The organism is Methanocalculus natronophilus (assembly GCF_038751955.1).
In the GTDB taxonomy this organism is placed as follows: Archaea; Halobacteriota; Methanomicrobia; order Methanomicrobiales; family Methanocorpusculaceae; genus Methanocalculus; species Methanocalculus natronophilus.
In genome coordinates, this window is record NZ_JBCEXH010000004.1 from 20,797 (window position 1) to 39,778 (window position 18,982).

The 18,982-nt window shown below is 47.4% G+C and carries 17 protein-coding genes; 16 read left to right on the forward strand and 1 reads right to left on the reverse strand.

The annotated features are described in order from the left end of the window. The first annotated feature begins 54 nt into the window (after positions 1–54). The 4 genes from ABCO64_RS05595 to ABCO64_RS05610 all read left to right on the forward strand — a co-directional run bounded on the left by ABCO64_RS05595 (position 55) and on the right by ABCO64_RS05610 (position 4,665). Entirely contained in the window at positions 55–2,715 is a 2,661-nt protein-coding gene (locus ABCO64_RS05595; protein WP_292615874.1) for an oligosaccharyl transferase, archaeosortase A system-associated, read from the forward strand. A 471-nt stretch (positions 2,716–3,186) separates the two neighbouring features. Continuing rightward, complete coding sequence (locus tag ABCO64_RS05600; RefSeq protein WP_253460886.1) at positions 3,187–3,423, forward strand: DUF7557 family protein; 237 nt, start codon at positions 3,187–3,189, stop codon at positions 3,421–3,423. Then, positions 3,424–3,684 carry a type II toxin-antitoxin system RelE family toxin gene (locus ABCO64_RS05605; protein ID WP_253460889.1) on the forward strand — a complete coding sequence of 87 codons (261 nt, stop codon included), beginning with the start codon at positions 3,424–3,426 and terminating at the stop codon, positions 3,682–3,684. A 267-nt stretch (positions 3,685–3,951) separates the two neighbouring features. Further along, complete coding sequence (locus ABCO64_RS05610) at positions 3,952–4,665, forward strand: hypothetical protein (protein ID WP_253460892.1); 714 nt, start codon at positions 3,952–3,954, stop codon at positions 4,663–4,665. 20 nt (positions 4,666–4,685) lie between these two features. Here ABCO64_RS05610 and ABCO64_RS05615 read toward each other — a convergent pair whose 3' ends face one another. Next, on the reverse strand, positions 4,686–4,865 hold the full coding sequence (locus tag ABCO64_RS05615; RefSeq protein ID WP_253460895.1) for a type II toxin-antitoxin system HicB family antitoxin: 180 nt from the start codon (positions 4,863–4,865) through the stop codon (positions 4,686–4,688). 440 nt (positions 4,866–5,305) lie between these two features. Between ABCO64_RS05615 and ABCO64_RS05620 the strand changes: the two genes are divergently transcribed. The 12 genes from ABCO64_RS05620 (at position 5,306) to rfbH (ending at position 18,975) form a co-directional block, all read left to right on the forward strand. After that, positions 5,306–7,129, forward strand: a complete 1,824-nt coding sequence (locus ABCO64_RS05620; RefSeq protein ID WP_343089253.1) for an ABC transporter ATP-binding protein — start codon at positions 5,306–5,308, stop codon at positions 7,127–7,129. Positions 7,130–7,254: 125 nt separating this feature from the next. Next, on the forward strand, positions 7,255–8,514 hold the full coding sequence (locus tag ABCO64_RS05625; protein ID WP_343089254.1) for a nucleotide sugar dehydrogenase: 1,260 nt from the start codon (positions 7,255–7,257) through the stop codon (positions 8,512–8,514). After that, positions 8,493–8,924, forward strand: a complete 432-nt coding sequence (locus ABCO64_RS05630; protein ID WP_343089255.1) for an ATP-binding cassette domain-containing protein — start codon at positions 8,493–8,495, stop codon at positions 8,922–8,924. The genes ABCO64_RS05625 and ABCO64_RS05630 overlap by 22 nt, the downstream gene beginning before the upstream one ends. A gap of 42 nt (positions 8,925–8,966) precedes the next feature. Continuing rightward, complete coding sequence (locus ABCO64_RS05635) at positions 8,967–11,384, forward strand: PEP/pyruvate-binding domain-containing protein (protein ID WP_343089256.1); 2,418 nt, start codon at positions 8,967–8,969, stop codon at positions 11,382–11,384. Continuing rightward, on the forward strand, positions 11,374–12,021 hold the full coding sequence (locus tag ABCO64_RS05640) for a gamma-glutamyl-gamma-aminobutyrate hydrolase family protein (protein WP_343089257.1): 648 nt from the start codon (positions 11,374–11,376) through the stop codon (positions 12,019–12,021). Before ABCO64_RS05635 ends, ABCO64_RS05640 begins: the two co-directional genes overlap by 11 nt. Before the next feature lie 11 nt (positions 12,022–12,032). Continuing rightward, positions 12,033–12,773, forward strand: a complete 741-nt coding sequence (locus ABCO64_RS05645) for a phosphocholine cytidylyltransferase family protein (RefSeq protein ID WP_253489590.1) — start codon at positions 12,033–12,035, stop codon at positions 12,771–12,773. Positions 12,774–12,802: 29 nt separating this feature from the next. Beyond that, the gene (locus ABCO64_RS05650; RefSeq protein WP_343089258.1) at positions 12,803–13,321 is read left to right on the forward strand and encodes an adenylyl-sulfate kinase; all 519 of its coding nucleotides are present in this window, start codon (positions 12,803–12,805) and stop codon (positions 13,319–13,321) included. Continuing rightward, positions 13,318–14,190, forward strand: coding sequence for a PHP domain-containing protein (locus ABCO64_RS05655; protein ID WP_343089259.1), 873 nt, complete (start codon positions 13,318–13,320; stop codon positions 14,188–14,190). Before ABCO64_RS05650 ends, ABCO64_RS05655 begins: the two co-directional genes overlap by 4 nt. Before the next feature lie 16 nt (positions 14,191–14,206). Continuing rightward, positions 14,207–15,418 carry a hypothetical protein gene (locus ABCO64_RS05660; protein ID WP_343089260.1) on the forward strand — a complete coding sequence of 404 codons (1,212 nt, stop codon included), beginning with the start codon at positions 14,207–14,209 and terminating at the stop codon, positions 15,416–15,418. 235 nt (positions 15,419–15,653) lie between these two features. Then, a complete protein-coding gene (gene rfbF, locus ABCO64_RS05665; protein WP_343089261.1) occupies positions 15,654–16,436 on the forward strand; it encodes a glucose-1-phosphate cytidylyltransferase in 783 nt (260 codons plus the stop codon). Position 16,437: 1 nt separating this feature from the next. Further along, the gene (gene rfbG / locus ABCO64_RS05670) at positions 16,438–17,553 is read left to right on the forward strand and encodes a CDP-glucose 4,6-dehydratase (protein WP_343089262.1); all 1,116 of its coding nucleotides are present in this window, start codon (positions 16,438–16,440) and stop codon (positions 17,551–17,553) included. Between the two features lie 105 nt (positions 17,554–17,658). Then, on the forward strand, positions 17,659–18,975 hold the full coding sequence (gene rfbH, locus ABCO64_RS05675) for a lipopolysaccharide biosynthesis protein RfbH (RefSeq protein WP_343089263.1): 1,317 nt from the start codon (positions 17,659–17,661) through the stop codon (positions 18,973–18,975). The last annotated feature ends 7 nt before the right edge of the window (positions 18,976–18,982 follow it).

The following is an 18,982-nucleotide window of genomic DNA, read 5'->3' on the forward strand; positions in this document are numbered from 1 at the left end:
CTTCTGTGCTTTCATGATCCATTTTTATTATGATCAAATGCATAGAATGATCACATGCTTAAGGGGTCAGATATTCAAATACAAAAGCGGACGGTACGATATCTTTTCATCGCCGTCTGTCTCGTCGCGTTTGCCCTCCTCACATTCTGGTTTCGGACACTCCCGGTCTCCCAGATTGCTACCGAGCACTGGGCCAGCCTCATTGCTGTTGGCTGTCCGGATGTCTGGTTCAGTCTCCGGCAGATTGAACAGATCGTGACACATTTTCCATCATACTCGTGGTTTGACCCGATGACTGGTTTCCCGGATGGTCGGGTAGTTCATTGGGGCCCACTTTATCCATTAATGGCTTCGGTACTCGTTCTCCTGATGGGAGCATCAACACGGCCTGAGATGATGTATGTTGCTTCGTTTCTCTCTCCCCTGATGGCGGTTGCAATGGTCCCGGTGATGTATGGGCTCGGCGCAAAGCTTGTGGACTGGAAGACGGGGCTTGTGTCTGCCGGGTTTATCTCGATTGTTGCCGGGCAGTATGCGTATCGTTCGCTCTACTCGTTTATCGATCATCATATCACCGAGACGCTCTTCTCGGCACTCTTCTGTTTGTGTTTTATCATCGCGATGATGAAGCTGAAGGAGAGCGGGGTGCGCCTTACAGATCTGGAGAGCCTGAAAAATCCGGTACTGATCTATCCTGCGCTTGCGGGCTTTGCGTTTCTCCTTGGCATGTACAACATGGGGACAATGCTTGTCTTCCTCCTTCTTGTTGCCGTCTATACCCTTATCCAGATGATCGTGGATCATATCAGAAAGCAAGAGACGGATTATCTTGTCGTGACAAATGCGGTCACATTTTTCGTTGTGATAATCGGTCTTATCCCCTTTGGGCTGGTTCACACCGGGTTTGGGCTGGGCCGCTATAACGTTGGCAATCTTCTGCTCGCCTTATTTGTTATTATTGGATCCCTCCTTCTCTATGCTATCTCTCGGTATCTGGCAGATCGCCCCTGGTACTATTACCCTGCGTCCCTTGCGGGTTTGTGTGTGATCTCATGGATTGTTGGTAATCTTGCCCTTCCTACAGTATTTGGTGCCTGGTATGGGCGGTTTAGCAGTGTTGTCGGGATGGGTGCAACGACGCTGACTGTCCAGGAGGCGATGCCCTGGCAGTTTGCAAACGCGGTATCGGTATTTAACTGGGGCTGGATCCTCGTTGCCGGGGGGGTTTTGTATCTCCTGTACCTGATATGGAAGAGAAACGATGCACCTGCCCTCTTCACGCTCGTCTGGTTTGCGCTCATCCTCTTCATGACCATGCGGCAGGTCCGGTTTGAATACTACCTGGCCGCAAATATTGCCCTGATGGCGGCGATATGTGTTGGTGCTGTCATGCAGATCGGCGGCCGGGATCTGCTCCGGCTCACTGGCATTGCGAAATTCCTCAAGCCTAAGGATGACGCCGTGCCTCCGGAGGATCTTCCTGATATCCCGGAAAAGCCCGGAAAGAAGGGACAAAAACAGAAAAAGGATCAGCAGAAAAGAAAGGAGCGGAAAAAAGCCCCGGCAGAACCGCCTGCAAGCCCGCTCCGATCAGGCCTGCTCGTTGTGACAGTACTCATCGCCCTTCTCTTTGTACATTCCGGAGCCTCGGCGAATTATACGATCGGCACTAATGTCAGGGAGGGTATTAATTCAGACTGGCTGGTTGCACTCACATGGCTTGGAGAGAATTCGCCGGATCCTGGTGTGGACTATTATGAGATCTATGATTCACCACAAGCACGCGATGTCTTTGAGTATCCGCCAGAAGCATATGGGGTTCTCTCCTGGTGGGATTATGGCCACTGGATAACGTTTGTCTCAAAGAGAATACCGGTTGCAAATCCGTTCCAGCAAAATGCACGAACGTCTGCTCATTTCTTCATGGAGACAGATGTCGATGCTGCATCAGCAATGCTTGATGATCTTGGCGTCAGGTATATTATCACCGACATTGAGATGACAACCGGCAAGTTCTGGGCAATGGCAACCTGGCACGATCCGGTGAATGCGACTGGCCACTTCCAGAAGCGGGTTCTCTACGAGGAGTCTGCGGGCTCATATTCACAGGTACAGCTCCAGCGCGAGAGTTATTTCCAGACGATGATCCAGCGGCTCCATGCGTTTGATGGATCTGCAGTAGTTCCAGAACAGATACTGGTTGTTCAGTCCGCGCCAGCAAATGAGCTTGGCATTGCCGATACCTCAACACCTGTGATCATTGGTGTTGGTGAGACAGAATCGGTTGATGAGGCGCGGGCATATATTGCTGAATTTGAGAAGACGGCACCTGCCGGCCAGACAGCCGAGATCCTCTCCCCCGAGATGTTTGTCTCTTCTACTGAGCTGGACGCACTCCCAAATATCCGGCTTGTATATGAATCGCCGACAAATGTTCTCAGGGACGGCGGCGACATCAGGTACGTGAAGGTCTTTGAAGTTGTGCCTGGTGCTGTTCTCGAGGGTGAAGGGATGATTGAGGTGCCAGTTGAGACGAATACCGGCCGCACATTCACCTATCGGCAGGAGAGCCGGGATGGGGTATTTGTACTGCCGTATCCAACCGAGGCAGGGCCTGATGATGTGGTTGTGGCAACAGGACCGTACCGGATTGTTGAGACCGGGCAGGAGGTATCTGTTCCATACCAGGCGGTGATTGAGGGATTGAGGATCTAAAAAGAGGGTTTCCTCATATCTTTTTTGGGTTCTTCTCCATATTTCTGAACCTCCCCACCGCCTCCGATACCCGCGCCGCATGTGCTTCAATCACTTTTCATGATCTCGGTGTTGCATTGGGATCGATTTTCCCGCGGGTAGGAGAGATATCTGTAGATCTGAAGTGAGGATGATACCTCGATACCTTCCAATAATTACTCATGAATCAGGAAAACCTGGGCGAATCAGAAATTTGGAGAAGAGTCTTATTGATGAGCGGGGGGGAGCGTACTGCAGTCACCCAGCCTCTTGAAGCGTACGAGCAGTTGCAGGAAGATCTCCATGATCTGACCATGGTGGCAGAGCGAAGAACTGAATCGACAACCACACTTGAAGAGCAGAAAAAAGCGGCTCTGAATTTGTATTATCACGACAATTCTCCTCCTCAAGGCTCAGCGGAATACCTATATCCCTTCAGGTATACTTTAGTATATGGCAGGAGAAGTGACCACCATCAAAATTACTCCCGGTGTGAAACAAAGACTTGATACGTTGAGACGATTTCCCCGCGAGTCTTATAACGAGATAATCTCACGGCTTGCAGCGGAAAATGAGGAAGAAGGAATTACTGAAGAAGATATCTGTGATATTGAGGAAGCGCTTGAGGATATCAAGGCGGGCCGTGTATATTCGACTGCTCAGCTGAAAGAGAAACTCGGTCTTGATTGAATGGAATATGCAATTGTCTGGACCGACAAATCCCGAAAAAACCTTGAAAAAATACCAAAAAAAACCGCTGCAAGGATCATCGAGCGTGTCGACGATATTCGTGACGATCCCTTTCCGCACATTGACCGGTTGGCGGGATCACCCTGGTATAAATACCGGGTGGGCAAATACAGGGTTATTCTTGATATAAAACGAAATGCGTTGATCATATTTGTGATTAAGGTTGGTCCAAGAAGGGTCGTCTACAGAAACCTTGAGTGATGGGATTTGCCGTTTGGAGGTGAGAGTTGGGAAACGATATAATGCAGATATCTTCTCATACAATCCGATCTATGCTTCTTTCCCCCCCCCCGTTTATCGGGCTTGTGAAGTCGTTTTACGTCTCTTTCGTTTTCGGAATGAATATGGCTCGCCAGATCATTTCAGAATCATCTAAATGGGCGAGGAGACTCCGGCATTCATGCCGGGGAGAAATCGCCCGAAATTGAAACATAACGTATAACGTGTGGTACAACCCAAATCGATATAATGGCTATTCGAACAGTGTCAAATTATCTGCGACTGTCCCAACGACAGCATTATATTATTGACACGCTCGCATACCATGCAAAGAATCTGTACAATGTTGCATTGTACAATACCCGGCAGCATTACTTTGAATATTGCGAAAACATTTCGGTTCTCCAGACGATTCGGCCGGATATTGCATCAAAGGTCACCACCTGTGTCGGTTCCTTTCTCCCCTATACCCGGAAGAAAGACTTTCCCTACAAAGATATCTCAAATTATGCCCGGTCCCGCCAGAATGAGAACTATCCGCTGCTCCATAGTGATGTTGCGCAGCAGACCATCAGAAGTGTTGAAGAAGCGTACAGCTCGTATTTTGCACTCATGCGGATCTACCACTCCGGCGGACTCCCACACCGACCACGTCTTCCACGCTATCTGGAGAAGGATGGTCGGTACAAACTGGCTTTTCCTGCGTCACATATCACGATCCGAAACGGCAATGTCACCCTCGGCATGGCACGAATGTTTAAAAAACAGCATGGTTTAACCGGGAAAGAACTGACCTTCAAAATTCCGCCACATATCCAGCCAAACCAGATCCGTGAAGTGACTATTGTTCCAGTCCATAACGGGAAGGTATACAAGATCGATTTTGCGTATACTGTTCCCGTACAACCAACATTTTTACATCCTGACCATTATCCTCAGCGCTTTTACCACCTCCTTCCCTGAAAGGACTGGCAGTTTAGATATCATAGGTTGATGGCAACAAATGTCTCTTTTCGTCCTTCTTTCTGATAGAGTGGAACACCATCCTGTGCAAGCGAACGAAGATGAAGTTCGATTGCTTCGGCAATATTCTTCTTTGCCTCCTCCTCATTTTTTCCTTGAGAGATGCACCCCGGAAGTGCGGAACTGTAGCGATATACCATCCATCCTCATCCTGTTCAAGAAAAATTATAAAATTCAAATCCATCCACTCCAACCCGTTCTCTCATTTTATCCATAATTCTACACCTGGGTTCTCTAGCATTTGGTGAATAAATAACCTTCTGATAGACTGGCAACCATGGCGAGGGATTGCGTGAGTGATTGCGTGCATAATCTTTTGATAGCTACCCCACAAAAGCTCACAGCCAATTTCCTTTGCGTGTGTGAGATAGCTCCGTGGTAGTCTGTTAGACCCGGAACACACCAGAAGGGAATATGCGAATCACAGAAGCAGCGAGGTCTTTGAGATGGAAGCCATGGTTCTGTCAAAGGTTGTGCACCATGCCCGGATCCGGATGATTGATCAGACCCCCTCCACCTTTATAATCGAATACTACATACGTCTGCCCATCAAACAATTCGGTAGCAACGAGGATCAACCGTGTCGACCATCAGAAACGCCAGCTCCATTCTCTACTATCTCTTTGGCCCCTTCAAGAAGCTGCTTGCTCTGTATCTTCTTGCGGTGATAGTACTTGCGGGGCTGGAAGTTTTCCGGGTGTCGCTTGTCTATCCGATCATTAATTTCGGGCTTGATGTTGATAACCAGCACCGGCTGCTTGACACATTTTTTGATCTGATCCTCCCTGCATCAGTGCATCCGTTCCTCGCCTCGGCACTGCTGCTCCTTCTGACAACTGGTGTGATTGCCGGCTTTTATGCTGTGGTTGCATATGCCGGAGCATATGTCTTTGCAACAGTCCGTGATTCACTCGATCGGCGTATCTTTGCCCGCCTGATTGGAAATGATTACAGCTACTTTGCAGCAAAAAAGCAGGGGGATCTGCTGTATATCGGGCAGGGGGCAGTGACAGAAGGTGGACAGGCTATTAAAAGCTTCATGGAATGTATCAAGAACTCACTGATGGCCCTCCTCTACCTGCTGTTTATCTTGTATCTCTCGTTCTGGCTGACGGTAGCACTTCTCATCCTGGGTGCAGTGTATGCCATCCTTATCAGGCAGCAGCTCTTCACCCGTGTATACAGAAACAGCTCGATTTTAAATGCAGCACTTATGGAGAAGTCGGTTGCCTACCAGGAGTTCATCTCAGGTATCAAGACGATCTTCATCACCGGCTCCCATTCCTTCTGGGCTGATAGGTATGATGCTGCGGTCCGCAAGCTCAAGAAGGCATATACCTTTGTTCAGGCACTCGGTAAACTCCCCTCCATCATCAATGACTTTCTCATGTTCTCGATCATCGCGCTTGGTGCGGTTGTGCTGTATGTGTCGACAGGCGGGGATTTCCTCTCGTACATCGGACTTTTCGGGACATTCATGCTTGCATTGTACCGTCTTGTTCCTGCAGCAACCCAGGCGCAGACCAATCTGACGTCAATGGTACAGTATCTCCCGGCGCTTGAACTCATCTATGCAGAACTGAGCCGTGAGGACGGTGAGCGGGAGAAGCGGGCGAAAGAGGGGCAGGGCAAGCCGTTTGCATTCAGAGACTCAATCCGGTTTCAGAATGTTTATTTCCGCTATCCTGCTGCAACACGGGATACGATTCGTGATGTCTCCTTTGAGATACAAAAGAAGTCAACAGTTGCAATTGTCGGGGATTCCGGATCTGGGAAGACGACGATTGCCAATCTCCTTGCCCTTCTGTATACGCCGGATAGGGGGGTGATCGCAGTCGATGGAACAGATGTACATGAATATGATCCCAGAGAGTACCTGCGAGCTCTTGGCTACATCGGCCAGGAGACGTTTATCTATCACGATACAATCGGAGAGAATATCCGGTTTGGGCTCCACTGCACCGATGAAGAGATTATCGCTGCCGCACAACGTGCGGATGCCCATTCATTCATCATGGCAACCGATCATGGCTATGATACCATCATTGGCGATCAGGGCATGAAGCTCTCAGGCGGCCAGCGGCAGCGGGTTGCGATCGCACGAATTATTCTTCGGAACCCGGAGATCCTGCTCCTGGATGAGGCAACAAGTTCGCTTGACAATATCTCTGAGAAGCGGATTGTTGATGCAATCCAGCAGCTCTCAAAGAATATGACGGTGATCACAATTGCCCACCGGCTCTCAACAATTCAGAATGCGGATGTGATCTATGTGTTAAGTGAGGGGAGGATAGTGGAGAGCGGGAGCCATGAAGAGCTGCTGGGGCGGAGAGGAGAGTACTATCGGTTGTATCTTGGGCAGGAGAGGGAAGAGAAGAACGAGAAGAACGAGCTATCTTCCTGAAGTTTTCTGGTGGCTGAACTGGATTGGACTGTGGTGCTGTTCTCAGCCGCCCCTTACCAGAGCACTTATCAAAGCACTTATCGCTTTCTGTACGAATAGTATGAAGAGAGGTGCATTGTCAGCACATGGTTTTAACAGAACATCCGGATCCCACAGTCTGCGTCGTCGGCCTCGGGTATGTCGGCTACCCGCTCGCATGTGCATTTGCTGAAAAGATCCAGACGATCGGCTATGACGTCGATGCGAAGAAGATCGCCGCGATCAACGCTACCCCCGGCAACCTAATCGAGGCGACGACTGATCCAACGCCGATAGGAACTGCAGATATTGTCATCGTTGCTGTCCCGACACCGGTCACAAAGGCCAAGGATCCTGATATCTCGTATATCGTCTCTGCCGGGGAGACGGTGGGGAAGCAGATGAAAGCAGGTGCGATCGTTGTTCTTGAATCAACCGTCTACCCCGGCCTCACCGAGGAGGTCTTCGTCCCGGCGCTTGAGCGTGCATCAGGCCTTGTCTGCGGCCGCGACTTCTTCGTCGGCTACTCGCCTGAGCGGATCAACCCGGGCGACGACGACCATACCCTCGAGAAGATCACAAAAGTCGTCGCCGGCATGGACGAGGCAACCGCGGCCCGGCTCGCCGCCCTGTATGGAATGATCACAACTGTCCATCTTGCGCCTGACATCCGGACAGCTGAGGCGGCAAAAGTGATCGAGAATGTCCAGCGGGACTTAAATATCGCTCTGATGAACGAGCTTGCGATCATCTTCGGCAGGATGGGTATCGACACCCGGGCAGTCCTTGAGGCGGCTGCCACCAAGTGGAACTTCCACCGCTACCGGCCGGGCCTCGTCGGCGGCCACTGCATCCCGGTTGACCCTTACTATCTGGTGATGAAGGCAGAAGAGCTCGGCTACCACCCGCAGGTGATCCTGGCCGGCCGGGCGATCAACGACGCGATGCCCCGGCATGTTGCCCAGCTGGCGATCAAGGAGCTGAACCGGGCAGGCAGGGTGATCAAAGGCTCCCGCCTCCTCATCATGGGCCTTACCTACAAGGAGAATGTCCCTGACACTCGTGAGAGCCCGGTGGAGGAGATGATCCGGGAGTTAAAAGAGTTTGAGATCGAGGTCTATGGGTACGACCCCCTCCTCAGGGCAGAGGATATCGAGTATTTTGGGGCGCGACCTGTGACATCGCTTGGAGAGATTGGTGGCCCGGTTGACTGCATTGTGATCAATGCCCCACACGCGTCTTTCTCAGAACTGACGCTGGAGACGGTCTGCGGGATCTGCAATGGCAAACCGATCGTTGTTGATGTGACCGGTATGTTGCGGAATGATATAAAGGTCAGGGAAGAATGTGTTTACAGAACTTTGTAGCTCCGGATGACCAGATTATCGCCGCTGCAGAGCGTGCCAACATCCACACCTTCATCGCCGCCCTCCCGGATGGCTATGACGCAATCGTCGGCGACCAGGGGCTGAAGCTCTCCGGCGGCGAGAAGCAGCGGATCGCGATCGCCCGCGCCCTCGTCCGCGAGCCCGAGATCTTGGTGCTGGACGAGGCGACGAGCAACCTGGACAACGAGTCAGAGGCGATCGTCCAGGCATCCATCAACCAGATATCAGAGACGATCACCACCTTTATCATCGCCCACCGGCTCTCGACGATCCGAAGGGCAGATACGATCTATGTGATGAGCAAGGGGAGGATCGTTGAGAGCGGGGGACATGAGGAGTTGCTGGAGAGGAAGGGGAAGTACTGGGAGTTGTATGAAAGTGGGGTGTGAATGAGATGATGATATTCATTATTGTGATTGAAGGAGATCTGAATGATTTCTATTGATTCACAGAAAAAAATCAAATTCGGCTCGAAAGCCGAGACGCTTGCACAAATCAATAATTTATCATTATCATGTACGATACCGCCCTTCACATTCTTCTCTCGAAAAGACTGGAGAATTCAGTCAGCTTCTCTGCTGGAAAAGATATCAAAATCATTCCAACCTTATCTTGTTGCAGTACGCAGCTCGGCAGCCTGTGAAGACGGAATCGGTCTGTCAAATGCCGGGGCATTTGAATCTATCCTCAATATTAATCCAGACAATACAAAAGAACTTCGTGAAGCGATTGAAAAGGTATTCGCCTCTTATCCTGAACAGGATGAAGCAGATCAGGTTCTTGTTCAACAGATGGTTACAGGGATTGCCGTCAGTGGTGTCATCCTAACCCGCTTCGTTGATGATGGATCTCCCTATTATGTGCTCAACTATGATGACGAGACCGGCCGAACCGATTCCATCACAGGCGGTACCGGCGTTCACAAGACGGTGATGGTGTACCGGAAATATAAGGAAGAATATTTCGATTCTCCCCGTGTCCGAAAGATGCTTGCTTTAGCTCAGGAAATTGAAGAGATCTGCGGGTGGGTCCCCCTTGATATTGAGTTTGCTATTGATCATGATGGCTCCGTGTATCTATTACAGGTTCGGAGGATCAGCACCGTTGGAGGCTGGCATCCGGATACAGAACACCGGGTATCTCGTGTAATCCCTCAGGTAGAACGTTTTATTGAGCACCTCTCTGCACGAAGAAAAGGTCTTTTCGGGGCATCGTCAATATTTGGCAATATGCCGGATTGGAATCCGGCAGAACTGATCGGTCCAATCCCTTCTCCCCTCGCCGCATCACTCTTCCGAAAACTGATCTCTTCGAATGCCTGGAGTGTTGCACGGGCGCAGATTGGCTACCATAAGATACCCCGTACAGAGTTGATGGTGCTCATCGGCGGACGGGCATATATTGATGTCCGGGCCAGTTTCAACTCATTTCTCCCAAAAGGGATCCCTGAAGAGATTGGAGAGAAGCTGATCAATGCATGGCTTGCCAGACTCTCGGCCAACCCAAGTCTCCATGATAAAGTCGAGTTTGAGGTCGCCCACACAGTGCTGGACTTCACATTTGATACCGTATTTGCTGAGCGATATGGTGACGTTCTAACTCCTGAGGAGACTTGTATCTTCAAAGCCTGCCTACAGGAATTTACGAACAATGCTCTTGATATGACCGCTGCTGGCAGCCTGCCAAAGGCACTCTCCAGAATTGATAGCCTGGCAGAGGAACAGAGCAATGGTGCCCTTGAAATCAAGACAGAGAGCCCTGTTGCTCTGGCAGCGTTTATTGCCGATCTTCTGGAAGACTGTATTCAGTATGGCACCATTCCGTTTACCATTATTGCCCGGCACGGGTTCATAGCTGAGACGCTGCTTCGCTCTGCCATACAACGTGGCGCGATCACCAGGGAAAGGGTCGCTGAGTTCAAATCATCATTCAATACTATTATGGGTGAACTTGCACGTGATACGCAGGCGGTTTGTGAAGGCCGCCTCGATGAAGCTGTATTTCACGAGCGCTACGGTCACCTGCGTCCCGGTACTTTTGATATTATGTCACCCTGCTATCGGGATCGACCCGATCTCTTTGACAACTGCAACATAGCAGATAGAGCCGATCATCAGGGTCCATTCACTTTAACAGATGAGGAAGAGCAGGCAATCAATACTCTTTTGCAAAAGGCGGGCGTTGGCTCCATAGACGCAGAAGGACTCTTTGCATATGCTCAGGCAGCAATTTGCGGGAGGGAGTATGGGAAGTTTGTCTTCTCCCGCAACCTTTCAGCAGCGCTTGAGGCGATTGCATCATGGGGTGAGTTCTATACCCTCGGGAGAGAGGATCTTTCTTATCTCACAATTGATGATATCATCGACAGCTGCTACACCTCAACGCGGGATGAAATGACATCTGTCCTGATGCAGAAAGTAGATCAGGCACGCATCGGACAATCTTTTGCCAAACTGTTGAAACTCAGCTATCTGATTCGTGGTGTCCGGGACATTCATGTCGTACCTATCCACCGCTCTGAGCCGAACTTCATTACACAGAAGAAGATCGAGAGGCCTTGCAAGTTCCTTGATGCAACAACGCTCAATTCAGGCTCATTGAAAGATTATATCATCTGTATCGACAATGCGGACCCCGGTTTTGACTGGATCTTTTCAAAGGGTATTGCAGGATTAATTACTAAATATGGGGGGGCAAACTCTCATATGGCGATCCGTTGTGCCGAACTGCAGCTGCCTGCTGCCATCGGCTGTGGTGAGGATCTCTTTGAAAGGTTACGGAACTGCCGGAAGATTGTACTGAATTGTGAATCAAGGGTAATCAGACCTCTGGGGTATTATGAGGGGTAGTACGGATCTCCGTCTGGGTCTATCCATGCGGGTTGTGGAAGCGACCGGATATGTTGAGCCTCGTGATGCCCTGGCACAGGACTGGTCGGTCTTTTTAAAGCGTGTACTTCCGGACGCCCACTGGATTCCTGTACCCAATATTGGGAAGGATGTTAGTGAATTAATTGAGTACTGGGGTTTGAATGGTTTCATCCTGACAGGTGGGAACAATATCCATGATGCTCCAATACGTGATGAAACCGAATTGACTATGCTGGAGTATGCAACCCGGAATACATTGCCGGTCCTTGGGGTCTGCCGGGGGATGCAGATGATCTGCCATTACTATAATCAGAGTCCTCTCCCCTGCCAGAATCCTCACAACCATGTTGCAACAATCCACAGGGTACATTTGACAGACAATTTTCTGCAATGGGATGAAGATGAATTGACGGTCAACTCATTCCATGAGCAGTGTGTGGGTACAGGCGATCATTTTAGAGGAGAGTTAAAGTCATTTGCCATTGCCGATGATGGACTTGTTGAGGGGGTCATAAATGCCGAAAAGACGTTGCTTGGTATCATGTGGCATCCCGAGAGAGAGAATCCGGCGTCAGACTTTGACGAATATCTAATTAGAACTTTCTTTTCGAGATAAGAGGAATAAAAATGCGTGGAATCATACTTGCAGCAGGACGCGGTTCACGACTGGACCGAAGAACCGATGACAGGCCGAAATGCCTGGTGGAGCTATCCGGACATCCGCTATTAGAGTGGCAACTGGGAGCGATGCATAATGCAGGCATCGATGATATTCTTGTTGTCAGAGGATATCGCGGTGAGATGATAAAAGGAGCATTTGAGGTGCGTGATAACCCCGACTGGCCGCAGACACACATGGTAGCAAGCCTGATGTGTGCCCATGAATGGCTTGCTGAGGATGAGTGTATTATATCATACTCTGATATCGTGTATGGTGCAGATGCCATTACTCAGTTGAGTAATGCGGATGGATCACTTGCCATCCTCTATGATACACGGTGGCGCGAACTCTGGCAGGAGCGGTTTGATGATCCGCTCTCTGATGCAGAGAGTTTCTCTGTTGATGAGAATGGAAATATTCTGGATATTGGGCGGAAAGGAGTTTCATTTGATGATATCCATGGACAATACATGGGTTTGTTGAAGTTCACTCCTGAATCATACCGGTGGATTGCTACACTGCTTGATAATCAGGTCGAGTTGAAGAACAAACTGGATATGACGTCTCTACTATCACGCCTTATTCAGGACGGACATTCTATTCAGGGAGTACCCTGGGATGGGGTATGGTGCGAGGTTGATGATGGATCTGATCTTGAAGTTGCTGAAGGAAAGGTTCGGGCAGGAGAGCTTGTTTTTCCCAAATAGTTCAAAACGATTTGTTGAGGTTCTCTGATATGATCATATGGCTGGTAGGGTTGTCCGGGTCAGGGAAGACAACCATTGGAAGAGAGATGTATAAGCTCTGGAAGCCTCATGCTCCAAATACCGTCATGGTTGATGGGGACGATGTCCGGAGGATACTTGGCTGTGATACCGAGCCCCGTGACTATACAATGGAGGGGCGAAGAAATCTGGCCATGCAATATGCTGAGATCTGTTTATGGCTGGATGAACAGGATATTAATGTGATCTGCTGTACCATCAGTAACTTTGAAGATATCTATATCAATAATCGGGAGCGGTTTTCTAAGTACTATCAGGTCTTTATTGATGCACCAATTGAACTTCTGAAAAAGAGAGATCCGAAGGGTCTTTACAGCCGGGCAGCAGCGGGTACAGAAACAAATGTTGTTGGGATCGATCTTCCCTTCACCCCTCCAAAAACTTCTGATTATACAATTTGTAATGATGAAACAGCACCCAGCCCTGAAGACATCGCTTATGGTATTTTAAAAGCAGCGGGGATTGTATGAAAAATCGGCTGGATCGCTGGATATTTGGTAAAGAACAGGAGATCCTTGCTCTTGAAACAGATGGACCTCCTCCAAAATACGCCGATCTCCACCTCCACACCACCGCCTCCGACGGCACCCTCACCCCCCGTGAGCTAGTTATCGCGGCAAAAGATGCAGGGCTCTCCACCATTGCTATCACCGATCATGATACGATCGATGGCATCGAAGAGGCATGCCGAGCTGGCCGCGAGTTTGATCTGGAGGTGATCCCTGGAATCGAACTCTCTACAATAGACGGCAAAAAGGAGATTCATATCCTGGGTTATTTCATTGATCCCACGAATTGCAGTTTAAATGCCATCATCCAAAAGATGATTGATGCCCGGGAGAATCGGGCTGTTCGTATGGTGGAGAAACTCAATGAGCTTGGGATCGAGATTACCGTTGAAAGGGTGCGTGAGATTTCAGGAACAACATTTATCGGCAGACCGCATATTGCGCGGGTAATGCAGGAGATGGGCTATATTGAAGAGCAGTCTGAAGCATTCACAACAGAGTACATCGGCAGCGGCGGAAGGGCATATATTGAGCGGTTTAAGATAACGCCCGCGGATGCCATCTCACTGATTCATGAGGCTGGCGGTGTGGCTGTTCTTGCGCATCCAGGTTATCTTGGTGATCGGAGTACGCTTGGTGAAGAAGATATTGCGCGGTATGTCGGGTTAGGGTTGGATGGGGTGGAGGTGTATTATGCAAAGCATACAGAAGAGCAGGTTGAGTATTATAAGGGATTGGCACTTACGTATGGGTTGATGATGACCGGAGGATCGGATTTTCATGGGGGTAAGGATTTATTATCATTTTTTATCATCAAGTCGGTAGTGTGAGTAGTTCATATAAAAAATGAATGGTGCGTTAATGAGTATTAATTATAATGATTTATTTCATCACCTTGAAAACCTGAAAATTGTTGTTCTTGGTATAGATTATACACGACCCGGATCTGATTTTTTCCAGAGCTTAACTGATGGTCATCCGGAAATTATTCAGACAACTGGAACCTGCCTTTATAGATATCATGGGTTTTGGGGTTCTGCTGTATCAAAAGATAATGTACAGGATCTAGTTGAAGAATTTATATATTTCCCATATCATATGCCCCTTTTTGATTCAAGATTCAGAGTTACAGAGAGATGGAATAAACTTGGTGTTAATAAAAATGAACATTTTGAAGTAGATATTCCGTTATTCCGCCAACATGCACTGGGTTTTATGGAAGGAAAAGAAGTAAACTTCCGTAATTTCTTTTTAGCGGTTCATGGTGCATATGCTTTAACCTTGGGTCAGAATATTAAAAATGCGAAGATTATTTTTTATCATATTCATCATATTAAAAACTGGGAAAGATATATGCCTGATTTCCCAAATTTTAAAATTATAATAATGACAAGGGATCTCAGAGATGGATTAGTTTCATATATTGAACATAGAAAACCTGGATCAGCTAGTTACTGTCGACCAGACTCTCATATTGCCCCATTGAGCACATATTCATCGATTTTTTATTATGTTAAGAAATATGATGATGTCATCTTCCTTTCTCTCAGGGATCTTCATCATGAGCCATCTAAGATACTTAGCTGCTTTTGTAAAGATGTAAATATACAATTTTTACCAGAAATATTATTGGAATCAAGTTATCATGGAAAATTGTGGTGGGGAGATATTATGTCCCCTAAATTTATTAATGGTTTTAATCCGGAATTTGGGAAAATCAATAGATGGAAAGGTAAATTAAGTCAAATTGATAATCTTATAATCGAATTTTTATATCATAATCAATTCATGGCATTTAATCATCCTCGAAAGCATGGAAACTTATTATATTACGTAATGTACCTATTGGCACCAATAGTTATTTTTAAGCCAATGAGGTACGAAATGAAATTTTTCTTTTATCAAGTTAGACGGAGAGATATGTCTCCTACCAGAAAAATTAAATTTTGCCTATTTGCATTATTAAATTATTTAGTTAGGATTAAAATATACTTGGTAGTATATTTTAGAAAAATCACTCTCCAAAAAATCAAAATTACAAAGTATGGTGATTGTTAGGATGAAGTATATGATAAACACCCAACCGATCAATTGCCTTTCTAATGGTTATAATTGGATTGAATTTAACTGATTAGTAATCCGATTTAGGATGGTTTCAATATTGATGTGTAGAGAAAAGAAGGTTGCAAATGTCGTTTAATTATCTAGATTGGAGTAGATGCAGCGTGATTCAAGAAAGACAAGAAAACAAACATTGGTTGAAACTCACTGGATGGTATTTGGGTGATCCCTCATGAAAATCATCATCCTTGCCGGTGGATTTGGCACACGGCTTGCCGAAGAAACACACACTATCCCAAAGCCGATGCTTGAGATCGGTGGGCGCCCGATACTCTGGCATATCATGAAGCTGTACTCACACTATGGTTTCAACGATTTTGTCATACTCCTTGGCTATAAGGGATATATTATAAAAGAATATTTTGCAAACTATTTCCTCCACCAGAGTGATGTTACCATCGATATTGCCACAAACTCAATCAAAGTTCATACCAACCATTCAGAACCGTGGGTGGTAACCCTTCTTGACACCGGGTTAAACACAATGACGGGGGGGCGCATCCTGAGAGCACGGGATTATATAGGCGATGAGACTTTTATGCTGACATATGGTGATGGGGTTGCCAATGTGAATCTTCAAACACTTGTTGAGTTCCACCGTTCACATGGTCATCTGGCGACATTAACCTCAGTGCAACCAGAAGGACGTTTTGGGTCGATCTCTTCTGATCAATCGGGAAAGGTAAAATCATTCATAGAAAAGCCTGTTGGCGATGGCAATTGGGTTAATAGTGGTTTTTTTGTCTGTGAACCCGGGGTTTTTGATTATATACAAAATGGAGATATGACTACCTTTGAACGTGAACCTCTTGAAGAATTAAGTCGAGATGGGCAGCTATTTACATACAAGCATACAGATTTTTGGCAGTGCATGGATACCCAAAGGGATATGCAGCAGTTGAATCAGTTATGGAATGAAGGGAAGGCCCGATGGAAAGTATGGGATAAGAGATAATATGAAATCACCATTTTCACAGTACCGGAACTCGAGGGTGGTTGTTACCGGTCATACCGGCTTTAAGGGATCGTGGCTCTCTCTATGGCTTTCAAAGCTGGGTGCCGAGGTATATGGGTACTCGTTATCTCCGGATACCACTCCAAATAATTATTCGGTCTCTTCAGTAAGTGATCTTCTTTCCGGGGAAACAACCGCTGATATCTTAGATGTGAGTTCTTTGAAAACCGCTATCAGGCAGGCTGATCCTGATTTCGTCTTTCATCTTGCTGCCCAGCCCCTTGTGAGGTTGAGCTATGAGCATCCAATCAGTACGTTTCAGACAAATGTCATCGGATCGCTGAATGTTCTTGAAACTATCCACGAACGTGAGCAGCCTTGCTCGGTTGTCATGGTAACTAGTGATAAGTGTTATGAGAATTCTGGCCAGACATGGGGGTATCGTGAGTGCGATCCTCTTGGAGGGCATGATCCTTATAGTGCAAGCAAGGCCGCCGCGGAAATTGCCATCTCTTCATATCAGCGTTCTTTCTTCCCAAAAGACTGTATAGATGATCATGGGGTGTGTGTTGCCACCGTAAGGGCTGGCAATGTTATCGGTGGAGGTGACTGGGCAGCAGATAGGATCATCCCGGATGCGGTGCGGGCTTTATCTGAAGGAAAGGCAGTTCATGTTCGTAATCCTCATGCAGTCCGGCCCTGGCAGCATGTGCTCGAGCCATTATCCGGCTACCTGACACTAGCAGCCAGGATGGCTGAGACGAGGGAGCCGGGCCTGTCATCTGCATGGAATTTCGGCCCGCTCAGCTATGATGAATGTCCGGTCTCGGAACTGATGGATATCTTCTGTAAGGAATGGGGTTCTGGGGCATCATGGACGCATCTTCATCAGGATCACGCGCCCCATGAGGCTTCGGTGTTACGGTTAGCAATTGATAAGGCAATCCACCAGTTACAATGGAAGCCAAGGTGGAATCTCGATGAGGCTGTGAGGAGAACAGCTGGGTGGTATAAGGCGTATTATCAGGGAGATGTTGGGTCTATTCAGGCTGTCAGTTTGACTGATATTGATGCATATGAACATAGTATGAGAGGTACCTCAGAGTATGATTCATGAGGTATCCAGTGTATTACCAGATCTTCCTGCTACCCAATTGCAACTATATTCTACACAAGACCCTGATAGAACCTATTATATAAATTTCAATTGGAGAAGAAACGAATGAATCATACTTCAGAAGACAGGACAGAAATCTTTACCAAAGTAAAGGAACTATTTCTGCAAAAAAAAACCGATCCTTTCATTCCGGGAGAGACATATATACAATATGCTGGGCGAATCTACGATGAACGCGAAATAATTAGTCTCGTTGATGCCTCTCTTGATTTCTGGTTGACTCATGGACGGTACACTGAACAGTTCGAAAAAGAACTGGCAGCTTTTCTTGGTGCAAAACACTGTTTGCTGACAAACTCTGGATCATCTGCAAACCTTCTAGCAGTGTCAGCTCTTACTTCTCCAAAACTTGGTGAAAAACGCTTAAGAACAGGCGATGAAGTTATCACAACAGCCTGTGGTTTTCCCACGACATTGAATCCAATTCTACAAAATAACCTGATTCCTGTTTTTCTTGATGTGGAAAATGAAACCTATAATATTCAGGCAGACCAGATTGAAGGGGCATTATCTAAAAAAACGAAGGCAATTGTGATCCCACATACACTGGGAAATCCTGCAGATCTTGGTAGAATCATGGAGATTGTACAAGATCATGATCTCTGGTTTGTTGAGGACAATTGTGATGCCCTTGGATCGCGTTATCAGGGTAAGTATACTGGTACTTTTGGTCATATCTCCACATGCAGTTTTTATCCTGCCCACCATATCACCATGGGTGAAGGGGGTGCAGTCCTTACCAGTGATCCACTGCTTAACAGGATACTTGGATCTTTCCGGGATTGGGGGCGGGATTGCTGGTGTGGTCCAGGGTGTGATAACTCCTGCAAAAAGAGATTTGATTGGAAAATGGGTGATCTTCCCTATGGGTATGATCACAAATACATCTACTCGCATATTGGATATAATCTCAAAGTGACTGAAATGCAGGCTGCTATCGGAGTTGAACAGTTGAAGAAACTTCCTGGATTCATTCAAAAGCGGAAAGAAAACTTTGCTACACTTCATCATGGATTAAAAGAATATGAGGATGAATTGGTTTTGCCCAGCGCCACGGAACAATCAGATCCCAGCTGGTTTGGTTTCCCCATTATGGTGTACGATGATGCATCGTTTACGAGAGGAGATATTGTTACCTATCTTGAAAAACATAAAATTGCAACAAGGATGTTATTTGGGGGAAACCTACTCAAACAGCCAGCATACCTTGGTATACCGCATCGAGTGGCCAGTTCGCTTGAAAACACCGATCGCGTGATGAATAACCTCTTCTGGATCGGTGTTTACCCGGGTATTGATGAAGAACAGAATGCGTATATTCTGAATTCCTTTAATCAATTTTTCAATGATTTTGGAGCTTGATTATGAC